Origin of the sequence: Rhodoferax sp. TH121, assembly GCF_002251855.1 — a bacterium.
Classification (GTDB): domain Bacteria; phylum Pseudomonadota; class Gammaproteobacteria; order Burkholderiales; family Burkholderiaceae_C; genus Allorhodoferax.
In genome coordinates this window covers 312693-325196 of the sequence record NZ_NOXW01000020.1, presented here as the reverse complement: position 1 = coordinate 325196, position 12504 = coordinate 312693, and the positions used below count along the sequence as shown (strand labels likewise).

At 63.1% G+C, this 12504-nt stretch carries 11 protein-coding genes; 5 read left to right on the top strand and 6 right to left on the bottom strand.

The window, feature by feature from the left end:
* Nucleotides 1-5: 5 nt before the first annotated feature.
* The 4 genes from CHU94_RS07505 to CHU94_RS07490 form a co-directional block, all read right to left on the bottom strand.
* A complete protein-coding gene (locus CHU94_RS07505; RefSeq protein WP_094478350.1) occupies nt 6-938 on the bottom strand; it encodes an electron transfer flavoprotein subunit alpha/FixB family protein in 933 nt (310 codons plus the stop codon).
* 2 nt (nt 939-940) lie between these two features.
* A complete protein-coding gene (locus tag CHU94_RS07500; protein ID WP_094478348.1) occupies nt 941-1690 on the bottom strand; it encodes an electron transfer flavoprotein subunit beta/FixA family protein in 750 nt (249 codons plus the stop codon).
* Between the two features lie 226 nt (nt 1691-1916).
* Complete coding sequence (locus tag CHU94_RS07495; protein WP_094478346.1) at nt 1917-3197, bottom strand: mechanosensitive ion channel family protein; 1281 nt, start codon at nt 3195-3197, stop codon at nt 1917-1919.
* Nucleotides 3194-4150 (bottom strand): histone deacetylase family protein, encoded by a 957-nt coding sequence (locus tag CHU94_RS07490; RefSeq protein WP_094479305.1) that lies wholly within the window; start codon nt 4148-4150, stop codon nt 3194-3196. Before CHU94_RS07490 ends, CHU94_RS07495 begins: the two co-directional genes overlap by 4 nt.
* Before the next feature lie 41 nt (nt 4151-4191).
* On the opposite strand from CHU94_RS07490, the gene CHU94_RS07485 reads away from it, so the two are divergent.
* The 5 genes from CHU94_RS07485 (at nt 4192) to CHU94_RS07465 (ending at nt 10562) form a co-directional block, all read left to right on the top strand.
* Complete coding sequence (locus CHU94_RS07485) at nt 4192-5112, top strand: MoxR family ATPase (protein WP_094478344.1); 921 nt, start codon at nt 4192-4194, stop codon at nt 5110-5112.
* 104 nt (nt 5113-5216) lie between these two features.
* Nucleotides 5217-6155: a DUF58 domain-containing protein gene (locus CHU94_RS07480; protein WP_255033901.1), complete on the top strand. Its 939-nt coding sequence runs from the start codon at nt 5217-5219 to the stop codon at nt 6153-6155.
* Nucleotides 6156-6175: 20 nt separating this feature from the next.
* The gene (locus tag CHU94_RS07475) at nt 6176-8185 is read left to right on the top strand and encodes a DUF3488 and transglutaminase-like domain-containing protein (protein WP_094478340.1); all 2010 of its coding nucleotides are present in this window, start codon (nt 6176-6178) and stop codon (nt 8183-8185) included.
* A 166-nt stretch (nt 8186-8351) separates the two neighbouring features.
* Nucleotides 8352-9299, top strand: coding sequence for a lytic murein transglycosylase B (mltB, locus tag CHU94_RS07470; protein WP_094478338.1), 948 nt, complete (start codon nt 8352-8354; stop codon nt 9297-9299).
* Between the two features lie 3 nt (nt 9300-9302).
* The gene (locus CHU94_RS07465; protein WP_094478336.1) at nt 9303-10562 is read left to right on the top strand and encodes an SPOR domain-containing protein; all 1260 of its coding nucleotides are present in this window, start codon (nt 9303-9305) and stop codon (nt 10560-10562) included.
* Between the two features lie 14 nt (nt 10563-10576).
* Here the strand turns inward: CHU94_RS07465 and CHU94_RS07460 are convergent, their stop codons facing one another.
* Both CHU94_RS07460 and CHU94_RS07455 read right to left on the bottom strand, forming a co-directional pair.
* On the bottom strand, nt 10577-11446 hold the full coding sequence (locus CHU94_RS07460) for an HDOD domain-containing protein (RefSeq protein ID WP_094478334.1): 870 nt from the start codon (nt 11444-11446) through the stop codon (nt 10577-10579).
* 95 nt (nt 11447-11541) lie between these two features.
* Nucleotides 11542-12498, bottom strand: a complete 957-nt coding sequence (locus tag CHU94_RS07455; RefSeq protein ID WP_094478332.1) for an alpha-E domain-containing protein — start codon at nt 12496-12498, stop codon at nt 11542-11544.
* Nucleotides 12499-12504 lie beyond the last annotated feature (6 nt).

Sequence of the window (12504 nt, the reverse complement as noted above, 5' to 3'; positions counted from 1 at the left end):
TGGCATCAGAGCGCAGCAATCAGATCAGGCACAGCCACGAACAGATCGGCCTCCAGACCAAAGTCAGCCACGGAGAAGATCGGTGCTTCGGGGTCCTTGTTGATCGCCACGATCACCTTGGAGTCCTTCATACCGGCCAAGTGCTGGATGGCACCGCTGATGCCGCAGGCCACGTACAGCTGGGGCGCCACGATCTTGCCGGTCTGACCCACTTGCAGGTCATTGGCGGCATAGCCCGCGTCCACCGCCGCGCGGCTGGCACCGATGGCCGCACCCAGCTTGTCGGCCAGGGGGGTCATCACTTCATTGAACTTCTCACTGGAGCCCAGGGCACGACCACCCGACACGATGATCTTGGCGGCGGTGAGCTCCGGGCGGTCGTTCTTGGCGATCTCGGCGCCCGCAAAGGCGACTGCGGCATGGCCGGCAGCGGCTGCAGTGGTTTCCACGGGGGCAGAGCCACCGGTGGCAGCGGCAGGGTCAAAGCCGGTGGTACGCACGGTCAGCACCTTGACGGCGTCTGTGGCCTGCACAGTTGCGATGGCGTTGCCGGCGTAGATGGGGCGCTCGAAGGTGTCAGCGCTCACGACCTTGGTGATGTCAGAGACTTGGCCCACGTCCAGCTTGGCAGCCACGCGGGGAGCGATGTTTTTGCCAGAAGCGGTAGCGGGGAAGACGATATGGCTGTAGTTGCCGGCGATAGCCAACACCTGGGCTGCCACGTTTTCAGCCAAGCCGTGGGCCAGGTCCGCGCTGTCGGCGTGGATGACTTTGGAAACACCAGCGATTTGGGCGGCAGCCGCAGCGGCAGCACCAGCATTGCTGCCAGCCACCAGCACATGCACATCACCACCGGCTTGCGCCGCAGCGGTCACGGTGTTCAGGGTCGCGCCTTTGATGGAGGTGTTGTCGTGTTCAGCGATTACGAGTGCGGTCATGGTCAGATTACCTTTGCAACGTTCTTCAGTTTGTCCACCAGGGTGGCCACATCGGGCACCTTGATACCGGCGCTGCGCTTGGCCGGCTCGGCCACGCTCAGGGTCTTGATGCGGGGGGCCACGTTCACGCCGAGGTCTTCGGGCTTGAAGGTGTCGAGCTGCTTTTTCTTGGCCTTCATGATGTTGGGCAAGGTGACGTAGCGGGGCTCGTTGAGGCGCAGGTCGGTGGTGATGATGGCGGGCAACGTGACCGCCAGGGTTTCCAGGCCGCCGTCAACTTCGCGCGTCACATTCGCCTTGCCGTCGGCCACTTCAACCTTGGAGGCGAAGGTGGCTTGCGGCAGGTCTGCCAGCGCGGCCAGCATTTGGCCGGTCTGGTTGCAATCGTCGTCAATGGCTTGTTTGCCCAGGATCACCAGGCCAGGTTGCTCTTTGTCGACCAGGGCCTTGAGCAGCTTGGCCACCGCCAGAGGTTGGAGTTCTTCGGTGGTTTCCACCAAGATGCCACGGTCGGCACCGATGGCCATGGCGGTGCGCAGGGTTTCCTGGCACTGGGCCACGCCGCAGGAGACGGCGATGACTTCCGTGACCACGCCCTTTTCCTTCAGACGCACGGCTTCTTCCACCGCAATTTCGTCAAAGGGGTTCATGCTCATCTTGACGTTGGCGATGTCTACACCGGTGCCGTCCGACTTCACTCGAACTTTCACGTTGTAGTCCACCACACGTTTGACGGGTACCAGGACTTTCATTGCTGCCACTCCAGATGGTTAAAAAATACTCAATTTCAGTTGACGTATACGTCAATCAGTCGATTCTATGCGGGACGGCCTTGCGGCCTCGGCTATCGTCTGCGCTCCGCCATCATACCTACAAAATAGAACGATCGTGCTTTTTTAAGATTATAGCGGTGCGCACGCAGCCTTCTGGCGCTTGGGTGACTTAACTTAGAGGCAGCCTATTAAAAAAGCGATGCCGTCAGCGCGTATGCACTACCCGCTGTGGATACGGAATGTCGATGCCATGCGTGCGCAGGGCCCGCAGGATGGCCAAATTGATATCGGAGCGCAGATTGCCCTGCCCGTTCTCCAGGTCATTGATCCAGTAACCCACCGTGAACTCCAGCCCGTCCGCGCCAAAATTGGCCAGGCTGATGGCCGGTGCGGGCTGCCGCAACACGCGCGGCTGGCTCAAGGCAGCCTGCAAGAGCAGTGCCATCACCTGCTCCACATCGCTGTCGTAGCCTACTGCGATGTTGATGGTTTGGTTCACCCGGCTGTCTGCGAGCGACATGTTTTCCACGCGCTGGGTAATCAACATCTCATTGGGCACAATCGACTCGCGTCCGGATTGCGAACGCACCACGGTGTAACGTGCGTTGATCTCCGTGATGGTGCCCTCGAAGTTGTCCACCCGCACCACATCCCCAATGCGCATGCTGCGCTCCGCCAGAATGACAAATCCGCTCACGTAGTTGGCCGCCAGCTTTTGCAAACCGAAGCCGATACCCACGCCCACCGCGCCGCCCAACACCGACAAGGCGGTCAAATCAATGCCCACGGCCGACAATGCCAGCATCAAGCCCACAAACATCAAGAGCGCCCGCGCAGCATTGCTCACCGCCTTGCGCAAGGACAACTCCCCGCCCTTGGCCGAGCGCAGCAAGCGCGACTCGATGCCGGCTGAAATCCACAGCGTGATGATCAGCACGGCACCTGCAGTGATCAAGCCCTCCAGCAGCGTCCGCACTGACAAAGTGGTTCCACCCACTTTCCAGGTGATCAGGTCCAGCTCGTTCAGGATCACGGGCAGCAGGCCACTGACCCACAACACCATGGCCAGCCAGGCCACCCAGGAAATGGTCTGCTCCAGTGGTTTGACCCAGCGCGACTCGGCAAACGTAGCTTGCAATACCTTGACCCCCACCCGGATCACCACCAGCGACATGAGGACCGGAATGGCAATGCGCAATACCGCAACCGGTACGAAATTGCCCAGTAGCTCCAGGGACAGGTAGCCCAAACACAGCAGCGCCAGCGGAAACAACACACCGTCCACCACCCGTTTACCAAACCAAATGGAGCGCTCATCCTGCATACCCAATGTGCGACGCAAGGTGGCCACCAGCCCCCAGGCCAACGCCACACTCAACGCCAACACCAACAGCTCCAGCAGTACTGTCGCTTGGGTGAACATGGCCAACCAGGCCTCAAAATCATCAATCGGTTTGGGAGCAGGAAGGTTTTTCAGAGAGTTCATTGCAAATCTGCCAATACGCGCACATGCGCTTCTACGCTGCGGGCCAGCGCTTCCAGGTGGTAACCGCCTTCCAGACAGGAGACGATACGTCCCTGCGCATGGCGCTGGGCCGCCGCCTTGATCTGCGCAGTGATCCACGCGTAATCGTCTTCCACCAAGCCCATCTGGGCCATGTCGTCTTCGCGGTGGGCGTCAAAGCCCGCGCTGATAAAAATCATCTCGGGCCGGTAGGCCTCCAACCGTGGCAGCCAGTGTTGGGCGATCAGCGCCCGCACCTCCGCACCTTTGGTGTAAGCAGGCACCGGCACATTCACCAGGTTGCTGGCGTGAGAGCGCGAGCCGCCTTCGGGATAGAACGGGTGCTGGAAAAAGCTCACCATGAGGATGCGCTGATCGCCAGCCACGATGTTTTCGGTGCCGTTGCCGTGGTGCACATCAAAATCCACGATGGCCACCCGCTTGAGGCCATGGCGCTCCAACGCGTGACGTGCGGCAACGGCCACATTGTTGACAAAACAAAAACCCATGGCCTTGTCTTTGCACGCATGGTGGCCTGGCGGGCGCGTGGCACAAAAAGCATTCGCCAGCTCGCCAGCCATCACGGCATCGGTGGCGGCCACTGCCGCACCGGCGGCGCGCAAGGTAGCATCCCACGTATGCACATTGAGGCTGGTATCCGGGTCCACCTGCGCATGGGCCGGTCCGCCCGCTGCCATCTCTTCACGCAGGCTGTCGGTCAGGCCGCGCAACGAGGCCACATACATGCGGCCGTGCGCAAGTTCAAGGTCGGTGATGGAGGCTTGAGGGGCTTCGCGGGCATCCAGTGCATCGGCCACGCCGGTGAGCAACAAACGGTCGTCGATGGCATCCAATCTTTGGGGGCATTCGGGGTGGCCCTCACCCATCTCATGCTTGCGGCAATCGCGGTGCGAAAAGTATCCGGTCTTGTTCACCAGTGCGCTCGTCATTCAGGATTTTCGGGTAACGTCGTGCCATGGACGCACAACTCAAACTTAAATCATTGCTGGCCCAGCTTAACACGGTGATTGTGGGCAAACCCGCGCAAATCCAGGACTGCGTGGCCTGCCTCTTGGCTGGTGGCCACCTGCTAATTGACGACGTCCCCGGCGTAGGCAAAACCACGCTGGCCCATGCGCTGGCTCGCAGCTTTGGCCTGCAGTTTTCGCGCGTGCAGTTCACCTCCGACCTGATGCCCAGCGATCTGTCGGGCGTGTCGATTTACGAACGCGGCAAAGAATCCTTTGTGTTCCACCCCGGCCCCCTCTTTGCACAAGTACTGCTGGCGGACGAAATCAACCGCGCCAGCCCCAAGACGCAGAGCGCCCTGCTCGAAGCGATGGAAGAAAAGCAGGTCACCGTGGAAGGCGAGACACGTCCCCTGCCCCAGCCTTTCTTTGTAATCGCTACGCAAAACCCGTTGGACCAATTGGGCACCTATGCCTTGCCCGAATCGCAGCTGGACCGCTTTCTCATGCGCATCTCGCTGGGCTACCCCGATCGAGCGTCTGAGCGCGCGCTGCTGGCCGGTGCCGACCGCCGCGCTATGGTCGACGAGCTGCCCAGCCTGCTGGCCGAGGGTGAACTGGCGCAGCTGCAAGCCACGGTTCTGGCGGTGCACGCAGCCGGCCCTTTGCTCGATTATGTGCAGGACCTGATCGCAGCCACCCGCTCGGGCCAGTGGTTTCTGCAAGGCCTGTCGCCGCGGGCCGGTATTGCCGTGGTGCGTGCGGCCAAGGCGCAGGCCCTGCTCAGCGGACGCGACTACGTGGCGCCCGACGATGTGCAGGCCGTGCTGCCGCAAACCATTGCGCACCGGCTGATCCCCGTGGGCGACTCGGGCCGTGGCGCGGTAGAACAAGTGCGCGCCATGGTGCAAGCCGTACCTCTCCCCTGATGACGCCCCCCCGAAGCGCCTCCGGCGCCTCCCCCCCAGGGGGGCGCACCCTCTGGCCCGGCCTAGCCGGCTCCACGGGTGCCCTGGTGTGGAACCCCCTCACCATGTTGCGCCGCAGGTTCCGCGCCTGGTTTGAGTCGCGCCTGCCGCTGAAGGACAGCACCACACTGACCCAGCGCAACGTCTACATCCTGCCCACGCGCCCCGGTCTCATGCTGGGTCTCACGCTCTTGGTGCTCTTGGTGGCCAGCATCAACTACCAGCTCAACCTGGGCTATGTGCTGACCTTCCTGCTGACCGGCAGCGCGGTGATTGGCATGCATGTGTGCCACGGCACCCTGCGCGGACTCACTCTGCATTTGATAGCACCTGACGCCCAGTTTGTGGGGGCTAGCGTGCCCATTGGCATCCAACTGCAGAGCAATAGCCGGCGCGTGCGCTACGGCATTGGTCTTGCCGTGCTGGGCACCGAGCACTGGAGCTGGACCGATGTGCCCGCCCAAGGCAGTGCCAAAGTGCAAGTGGCTTTCACCCCCACGCAGCGTGGCCTGCATCCCCTGCCCGCTTTGACAGCCGAAACCCGCTTCCCGCTGGGCACCTTCCGTGTGTGGACCGTGTGGCGCCCGGCCGCCCAGGTGCTGGTCTACCCGGCGCCGGAGGCCCACCCGCCGCCCCTGCCGCCTGGTGAACCGCGGGCTGGCGGCGCCGCCAACAGCCACAAACAAAACACGGGCGAATTCGACGGCGTGCGCGCCTACCGCCGTGGCGATCCGCTCAAGCTGGTGGTCTGGAAAAAAGTGGCCAAGGCCGACGAACTGGTGAGCCGCGACGCCCAACAGTCGCAACGATTTGAACTATGGCTGGACCTGGCCCATACCGCCAGTGCGTCACGCGAACACGCGCTTTCACGCCTGTGCGCGTGGGTGCTGCTGGCCGAGAAACAAGGCATGCGCTACGGGTTGCGCCTGGGCGGCCAGGACATTGCCCCCGACAGCGGCCCCGCCCACCAGAAAAACTGCCTGCAGGCGCTGGCCTTGGCCTGAGCCCAGCACCGTCCATACCCATGCTGCAACGCCTTACCCACCTGCCCCGCGAAGCGCGCGACACCCTGTTCCTGCTGGCCGTGATTGCCTGGGTCATCCTGCCGCAAGTGGAACGCCTGCCGCTGTGGTGCAGTGCCATGGCGGCCGTGGTGCTGCTGTGGCGTGGACACATCGCGGTGCAGGGTCAGTCGCTGCCGGCGCGCTGGTGGCTGCTGGGCCTGTTGGCGCTGGCCAGTGCGGCCACCTGGTGGAGCTACAAGACCCTGCTGGGACGCGACGCCGGGGTCACGCTGATCGTGGTGCTGCTAACCCTCAAGACACTGGAGATGCGCGCCCGGCGCGACGCCTTCGTGATCTTCTTCCTGGGCTTCTTCACCATGCTCAGCAACTTCTTCTTCTCGCAAAGCCTGCTCACCGCCGCCGCCATGCTGGTGGCGCTGCTGGGCCTGCTCACCGCACTGGTCAACGCCCACATGCCGGTAGGCCGCCCTCCCCTGCTGCAAGCCGCCAAGACGGCGGGCTGGATGGCGCTGTTGGGTGCCCCCATCATGACCGTGCTATTCATGTTGTTCCCGCGCATTGCCCCGCTGTGGGGCCTGCCGGGCGATGCTATGAGCGGGCGCAGCGGCCTCTCGGGCCAGATGCAGGTGGGCAGTATCGCCAGCCTGGCCTTGGACGACAGCATTGCCATGCGCATCCGTTTTGACGGTCAGCCCCCCACGCAAACTGATCTGTACTTCCGAGGCCCTGTGCTCTCCAGTTTTGATGGGCGCGAGTGGCGTGCACTGCGCTCGTCGTTTCCGGCGCGCTACCAGCTGGGCGCCGACCTGCAGGTGCAAGGCTCCCCGGTCAACTACCAAGTGACGCTTGCCGCCAACAACCGGCCCTGGCTGATCGTGCTGGACGCCACCCCCACCAAACCCGAGATCGCGGGTTACACCCCCACGATGGGGCCGGATTTGCAATGGCTGACCGACCAGCCCATGAGTGATCTGGTGCGCTACCGGGCCACCAGTTATCCGCAGTTCCGCCACGGCCCCACCCGCCTGGCCGTAGGTCTGCAAGACTATGTAGATCTGCCCAGCGGCTTCAACCCGCGCACCCTGCAGCTGGCGGCCGAGATGCGCCGCAGCCCCGAACTGGCCAATGCGCAGACGCCGCAGTTGGTGGACGCCGTGATGCAGCGCCTGCGTACCGGTGGCTACACCTACACACTGGAACCCGGGGTGTATGGCACCCACACGGCGGACGAATTCTGGTTCGACCGCAAGGCCGGGTTTTGCGAACACATAGCCTCCAGCTTTGTGCTGCTGATGCGGGCGCTGGACGTGCCGGCCCGCGTGGTCACCGGTTACCAGGGCGGACAAGTCAACAACGTGGATGGCTTCTGGACCGTGCGCCAGAGCGATGCCCACGCCTGGGCCGAAGTCTGGGTGGCCGGCCAGGGCTGGGTGCGGGTGGACCCAACCTCTGCCGTGTCACCAGGGCGCACCGGCACTGTGGTGCGCCTGCTGCCCCCTCAAAACGTGTTCACCCAGGCGCTCAACACTGTGAGCCCAGGCTTTGCCATCAACCTGCGTGCGATCTGGGAGGCCACCAACAACCGCTGGAACCAGTGGGTGCTCAACTACAGCCAGTCCAAACAAATGGACTTGTTGCGCAATCTGGGCTTCGATGCGCCGAGCTGGGAAGACCTGAGTTATGTCTTGATCGCCTTGGTCGTGCTGGCCAGCAGCGTGGGAGCCCTGTGGACGCTGTGGGAGCGCTACCACCAAGACCCCTGGCTGAGGCTCTTGCACCGGGCGCAAACCCAAATGCGCAAGGCGGGTTGGACCGTCGCCCCCCAAGACACCCCGCGCCAACTCGCCAGCACCTTGCAAACCCATGCCAGTGCAGACCCGCGCAGTGCGGCCGCTGCCGCCTGGCTTCTGCGGCTGGAAGCCTGGCGCTATGCCCCCCAAGCTCCAGCCACCTTGGCCGCATTGCGGCGAGAATGCAGGCAACTGCCATGGCCCATCCGCTTACCGTGAATAGCTGCTCCCTGTGACCCCAACGCTCCGCCTCACCACTCTCTTTTTAACAGCTGCTTGCGCAATATCGACGGGCTTTGCAGCCCAAAAAACCTCCAAAAGTAAGCACCGCCCCAGCGCAAGCGCGGCAGCACCAGGCCCGCTCTACAGCACGCGCCCCGAGGTCATGCAGCTGGCCGAAGACCTGGCCCAGCGCCGCAACCTGGACCCGGCGTGGGTACGCCACGCGATCGGCCAGGCCCGGGTGGTGCCCGCCATCCAGCGCGCCAGCACACCACCGGCCGTGGGTACCCCCAAGAATTGGGCGGTGTACCGCAGCCGCTTCATCGACCCTGTCCGCATCAAAGCTGGGGTGCAGTTCTGGCAAGACAACCGCGAGACCCTGGCCCGTGCCGAGCGTGAAACCGGCGTGCCCGCCCAAATCATCGTGGGCATCATCGGGGTAGAAACCATTTACGGCCAGCAGACCGGCAACTACCGCGTCATCGATGCGCTCAGCACATTGGCCTTTGACTTTCCTACGGCCCACCCGCGAGCGGCCGACCGCGCCAAGTTTTTCCTTGCGGAGTTGGAGGCTTTTTTGAGCCTCACGGCCCGCACCAACACCGACCCGTTGGCCCTCAAAGGCAGCTACGCCGGTGCCATGGGCCTGCCGCAGTTCATGCCGTCCAGCTGGGCCAAGTACGCGGTGGACTTTGATGGCGACAACCGCGTGGACCTGTTCCACAGCGCGGCAGATGTGATTGGCTCGGTGGCCAACTACTTTGTCGCCTTCAAATGGCAACCAGGCCAGCCCACGCATTACCCGGTGCAATTTGACCTGGCCCGGTTGGACCGCGCCACCCTGCTGGCCCCTGACATCCTGCCCACCTTCAGCGCCCAAACCATGCACGACAAAGGCGTGCTGCTGGACGCAGTGGCAACCGCACACCCCGGCAAGCTGGCGCTGGTGGAACTGCAGAACGGCGCCGACGCGCCGCTCTACATTGCTGGGACCGACAATTTCTACACAATTACCCGCTACAACTGGAGCAGCTACTACGCCTTGGCGGTGATCGAACTGGGGCAAGAAGTGGCCGCTGCCTTGCCTCCTTTGGGCAGCATGCCAAAATAAACCATGCCCACACCCGCCGACACTGCCCTGGACAACACGGACGAACACTCCACGACCGCGCTGTACCGTGCGGCGGTGGGTGAGGTCAACAGCGCGTATTACCTGCCCTTGTTTGCGCGCTTTGAAGCGGCCGACCGTGCGGGCCTAAGCTGGAATGGCGCAGCGGCGCTTTACACCCTCAACTGGCTGGCATTTCGCCATCTCTGGCACGCCGCACTGGTCTACGCCGGGATCCTGGTGGCGCTGGCGCTGGGCATTTTTGGCATCGGGCGGCTGGTGTTCCAGTTTTCAGAGACCACCCAGTGGGCTCTGGTAGGCGGCCTGGTGTTGCTTTCGGTGTTGCTACCCGGTTTGGGGGGCAATGCTGTGTTGCATGCGGCCACCCGCAAACGGATGGAGGCCGCGCTCAAAGCCACCCACACCGTGGCAGAGGCCTGTGCGATGTTGGGCCGCAAAGCCCCTACCCGACAAAGCCTGATCGCCCAGATGGTGGCCAACGCACTGGGACTGGCCTTGTTGGCCTACGCCTGGCTGCAATTCGAAGGCTGGAGCCCTGCCACAGCAGCGCCCCCCGTGGTAGCCGATGCCCGCAATGTGGCCGTGGGCCGCACCATTGATGTGTCGGTGCCGCCAGCACCAGCACCAGCGCCAGCCGCCTCGGCTCCCGTTGTGGCGACCTCGGCCCCCGTCGCGGCAGCTTCTGCACCTGCAAGCGTGCCAGCGCCTCTTGCGCAACGCGCTGCGTCCGCAACAGCCGTGCTCCCGGCTCCTCAAATCACAGCAGTTGCGAGCGCGCCAGCGACGGCACGCGCCGCCAGCGCATCAGCTCCAGCTCCGTCTACGGCTGCCAAGCCCACACCCGCACTAGTAGCTCCCAAGCCCCCCGCCGCGACAACGCCGCCAGCGACGGCTGCGCGTGCCAGTAGCTCGGCACCGGCCAAGATCATTATCTTGTCCAAACCGGTAGCCGCAGAATCCGCCGCGAACCGGACCAATGGCGCCACCAGCACCCCAGCCACACGCACAGTGCAAGCACAAACTTATGTCGTGAATGTGGGCTTGTTTGCCCAAGAGAACAACGCCCGCAACGCCCTCACCCAACTCACAGATGCCGAGCTGCCCGCCAGCACCCAAACCGTCAGGACCAGCCAAGGCACCCGCATCCGGGTGCGGGTTGGCCCTTTTGAGACCGAGGCAGAGGCCGAACGGGTGGTCGACAAGGTCCGCGCCATGGGGCTGGACGCGCAAATCGCCCCCCAGTAGCGGGCAGCCTGGGTCTAAAAACCTGCAGGCCCTGCGAACTGGACATGCAGCGCGTCCAGCCAGTGCTCAATTTCCGCATCACTCACATGCAGGTGGGCCAGACAGGCCGCACCATGCTGGTCCCACTCCACATGTTCGGTTTGGCCCTCATGCAAGGCCACCAAGTGTTCTGCCAACAGCGACATGGCCACCAGCGTGCGCACCTCAGCAGGAATGTTGTCATCCCGTAGCACCGTGAAGTCATGGTGCAAGCGCACTGCAATCGCCACGATCGGTGGCAAGCGCCAGGTTTTGGCCACAATAGCTCCCACCACCGCATGGTCGGTGCGGTGGGCTCCGTTCTCGACCTGGGTGAAGGTGCGTTCCTTGTCCTGCATGGCCTGCGCCAACGTCGCCTCATAGCCCGGCAAACCTTGCAGCATGATGGGCAAACCCACATGGCAAAACAGGCCACAGGTGTGGGCGATGTCGGCGTTGATGCCATACATCTGGCGCGCGATATAGCCCATGGCGTAGGCGCGGCGGGTCGAGGTTTCCCAGAAATGCTCCAACAGGGGCGACTTCACCGTGATGGCTTCACGCAGCAGAAAGCCGGTGAGGATGGAGACAGTCTGCGCCATGCCCAGCAAAGCCACGGCCTCCGCCACCGTGGAAGCGGCGCGGGAGCGGGCGTAAATGGGGCTGTTGGCCACCCGGATCAGCGCCGCCGCCATGGCCACATCCCGGGAGGCAATTTTGGCAATCGTGGCAGGCTCCGGATCTTCGCGGTTGAACTCCACCCGCAGGTCCGTCAACAAGGCTGGACAGGGCTGGATCACGATCTCTCGCAACGGCCCGGCAGACTTGGCGGTTTCTATTTCACGGTCGATATCCGCTACGCGCATGCTGTCTCCTTGTTAAAGACATTATGCTGAAAACTTGGATTTGCGCGGCAGAATCCCGCCTGATTTCAGACCGCGTAAACCCTGTACCCAGTGCCTCAGGTCACCGGCACCAAATACTCGCGGCTGATGTGCGCACCCAAGTCGTTCACGCGGTCCAGGAACTGCGTGAGGTAGGCGTGCAAACCGGTGGCCAGAATTTCATCGATGCGGCCAAACTGCAACTCGGCGCGCAGCTTGCCAGCGCGGCGCAGGGTCTCGCTGCCGGGGTCGCTGGCCACCAAGCGCAGGTTGTTCACCACTTCGTTCAAGCTGGCATGCAACGAGCGTGGCATGTCGGGCTTCAAGATCAGCAGCTCGGCCACACGCTCGGGTTTGATCACATCGCGGTAGACCTTGCGGTAGACCTCGAAGCCCGACACGCTGCGCAAGATGGCGCTCCAGTGGTAGAAGTCGTACTCTTGGTCCTTCTCGCTGGCGGCACCAAAAAAGTCGCTCTGTACTGCGTGGAACTTCACATCCACCAGACGGGCGGTGTTGTCCGCCCGCTCCAAGAAGGTGCCCATGCGCATGAAGAACAAAGCCTCATCCATCAGCATGGTGCCCACGGTCACGCCGCGTGACAAATGCGAACGGAACTTCACCCACTCAAAAAACTGCGCTGGGTCCTTCTCAAACTCGCCGGTTTTGATCATGCGCTTCACTTCCAGCCAGGTCGTGTTCTGCGTCTCCCACACTTCGGTGGTCAGCGCACCGCGCACGGCGCGTGCATTCTCGCGGGCAGCGCTCAGGCAGGACATGATGGAGGACGGGTTGCTCTCGTCCTTGACCATGAAGTCCATCACCTCGCGCGCCTGGATCTCGCCATGACGTTCCTTGTACGAATGCAGCAGCTCGCTGATGGACAGCAGGCCCTGCCAGCCCAACTGGGCCACGGCCTGGCTTTGCGGCAGCAACGAGGTCTGGTAGTTCACATCCAGCATGCGCGCGGTGTTCTCGGCCCGCTCGGTGTAGCGAGACATCCAGAAAAGGTGGTCGGCGGTTCTTGACAGCATACAAAT

Excerpts from the sequence above, each read along its gene's own strand:
- CHU94_RS07500 (WP_094478348.1), bottom strand. The coding sequence starts at position 1,690 with ATGAAAGTCCTGGTACCCGTCAAACGTGTGGTGGACTACAACGTGAAA.
- CHU94_RS07505 (WP_094478350.1), bottom strand. The coding sequence starts at position 938 with ATGACCGCACTCGTAATCGCTGAACACGACAACACCTCCATCAAAGGC.
- CHU94_RS07485 (WP_094478344.1), top strand. The coding sequence starts at position 4,192 with ATGGACGCACAACTCAAACTTAAATCATTGCTGGCCCAGCTTAACACG.
- CHU94_RS07460 (WP_094478334.1), bottom strand. The coding sequence starts at position 11,446 with ATGCGCGTAGCGGATATCGACCGTGAAATAGAAACCGCCAAGTCTGCC.
- CHU94_RS07480 (WP_255033901.1), top strand. The coding sequence starts at position 5,217 with ATGTTGCGCCGCAGGTTCCGCGCCTGGTTTGAGTCGCGCCTGCCGCTG.
- mltB (WP_094478338.1), top strand. The coding sequence starts at position 8,352 with ATGCAGCTGGCCGAAGACCTGGCCCAGCGCCGCAACCTGGACCCGGCG.
- CHU94_RS07495 (WP_094478346.1), bottom strand. The coding sequence starts at position 3,197 with ATGAACTCTCTGAAAAACCTTCCTGCTCCCAAACCGATTGATGATTTT.
- CHU94_RS07475 (WP_094478340.1), top strand. The coding sequence starts at position 6,176 with ATGCTGCAACGCCTTACCCACCTGCCCCGCGAAGCGCGCGACACCCTG.
- CHU94_RS07455 (WP_094478332.1), bottom strand. The coding sequence starts at position 12,498 with ATGCTGTCAAGAACCGCCGACCACCTTTTCTGGATGTCTCGCTACACC.
- CHU94_RS07465 (WP_094478336.1), top strand. The coding sequence starts at position 9,303 with ATGCCCACACCCGCCGACACTGCCCTGGACAACACGGACGAACACTCC.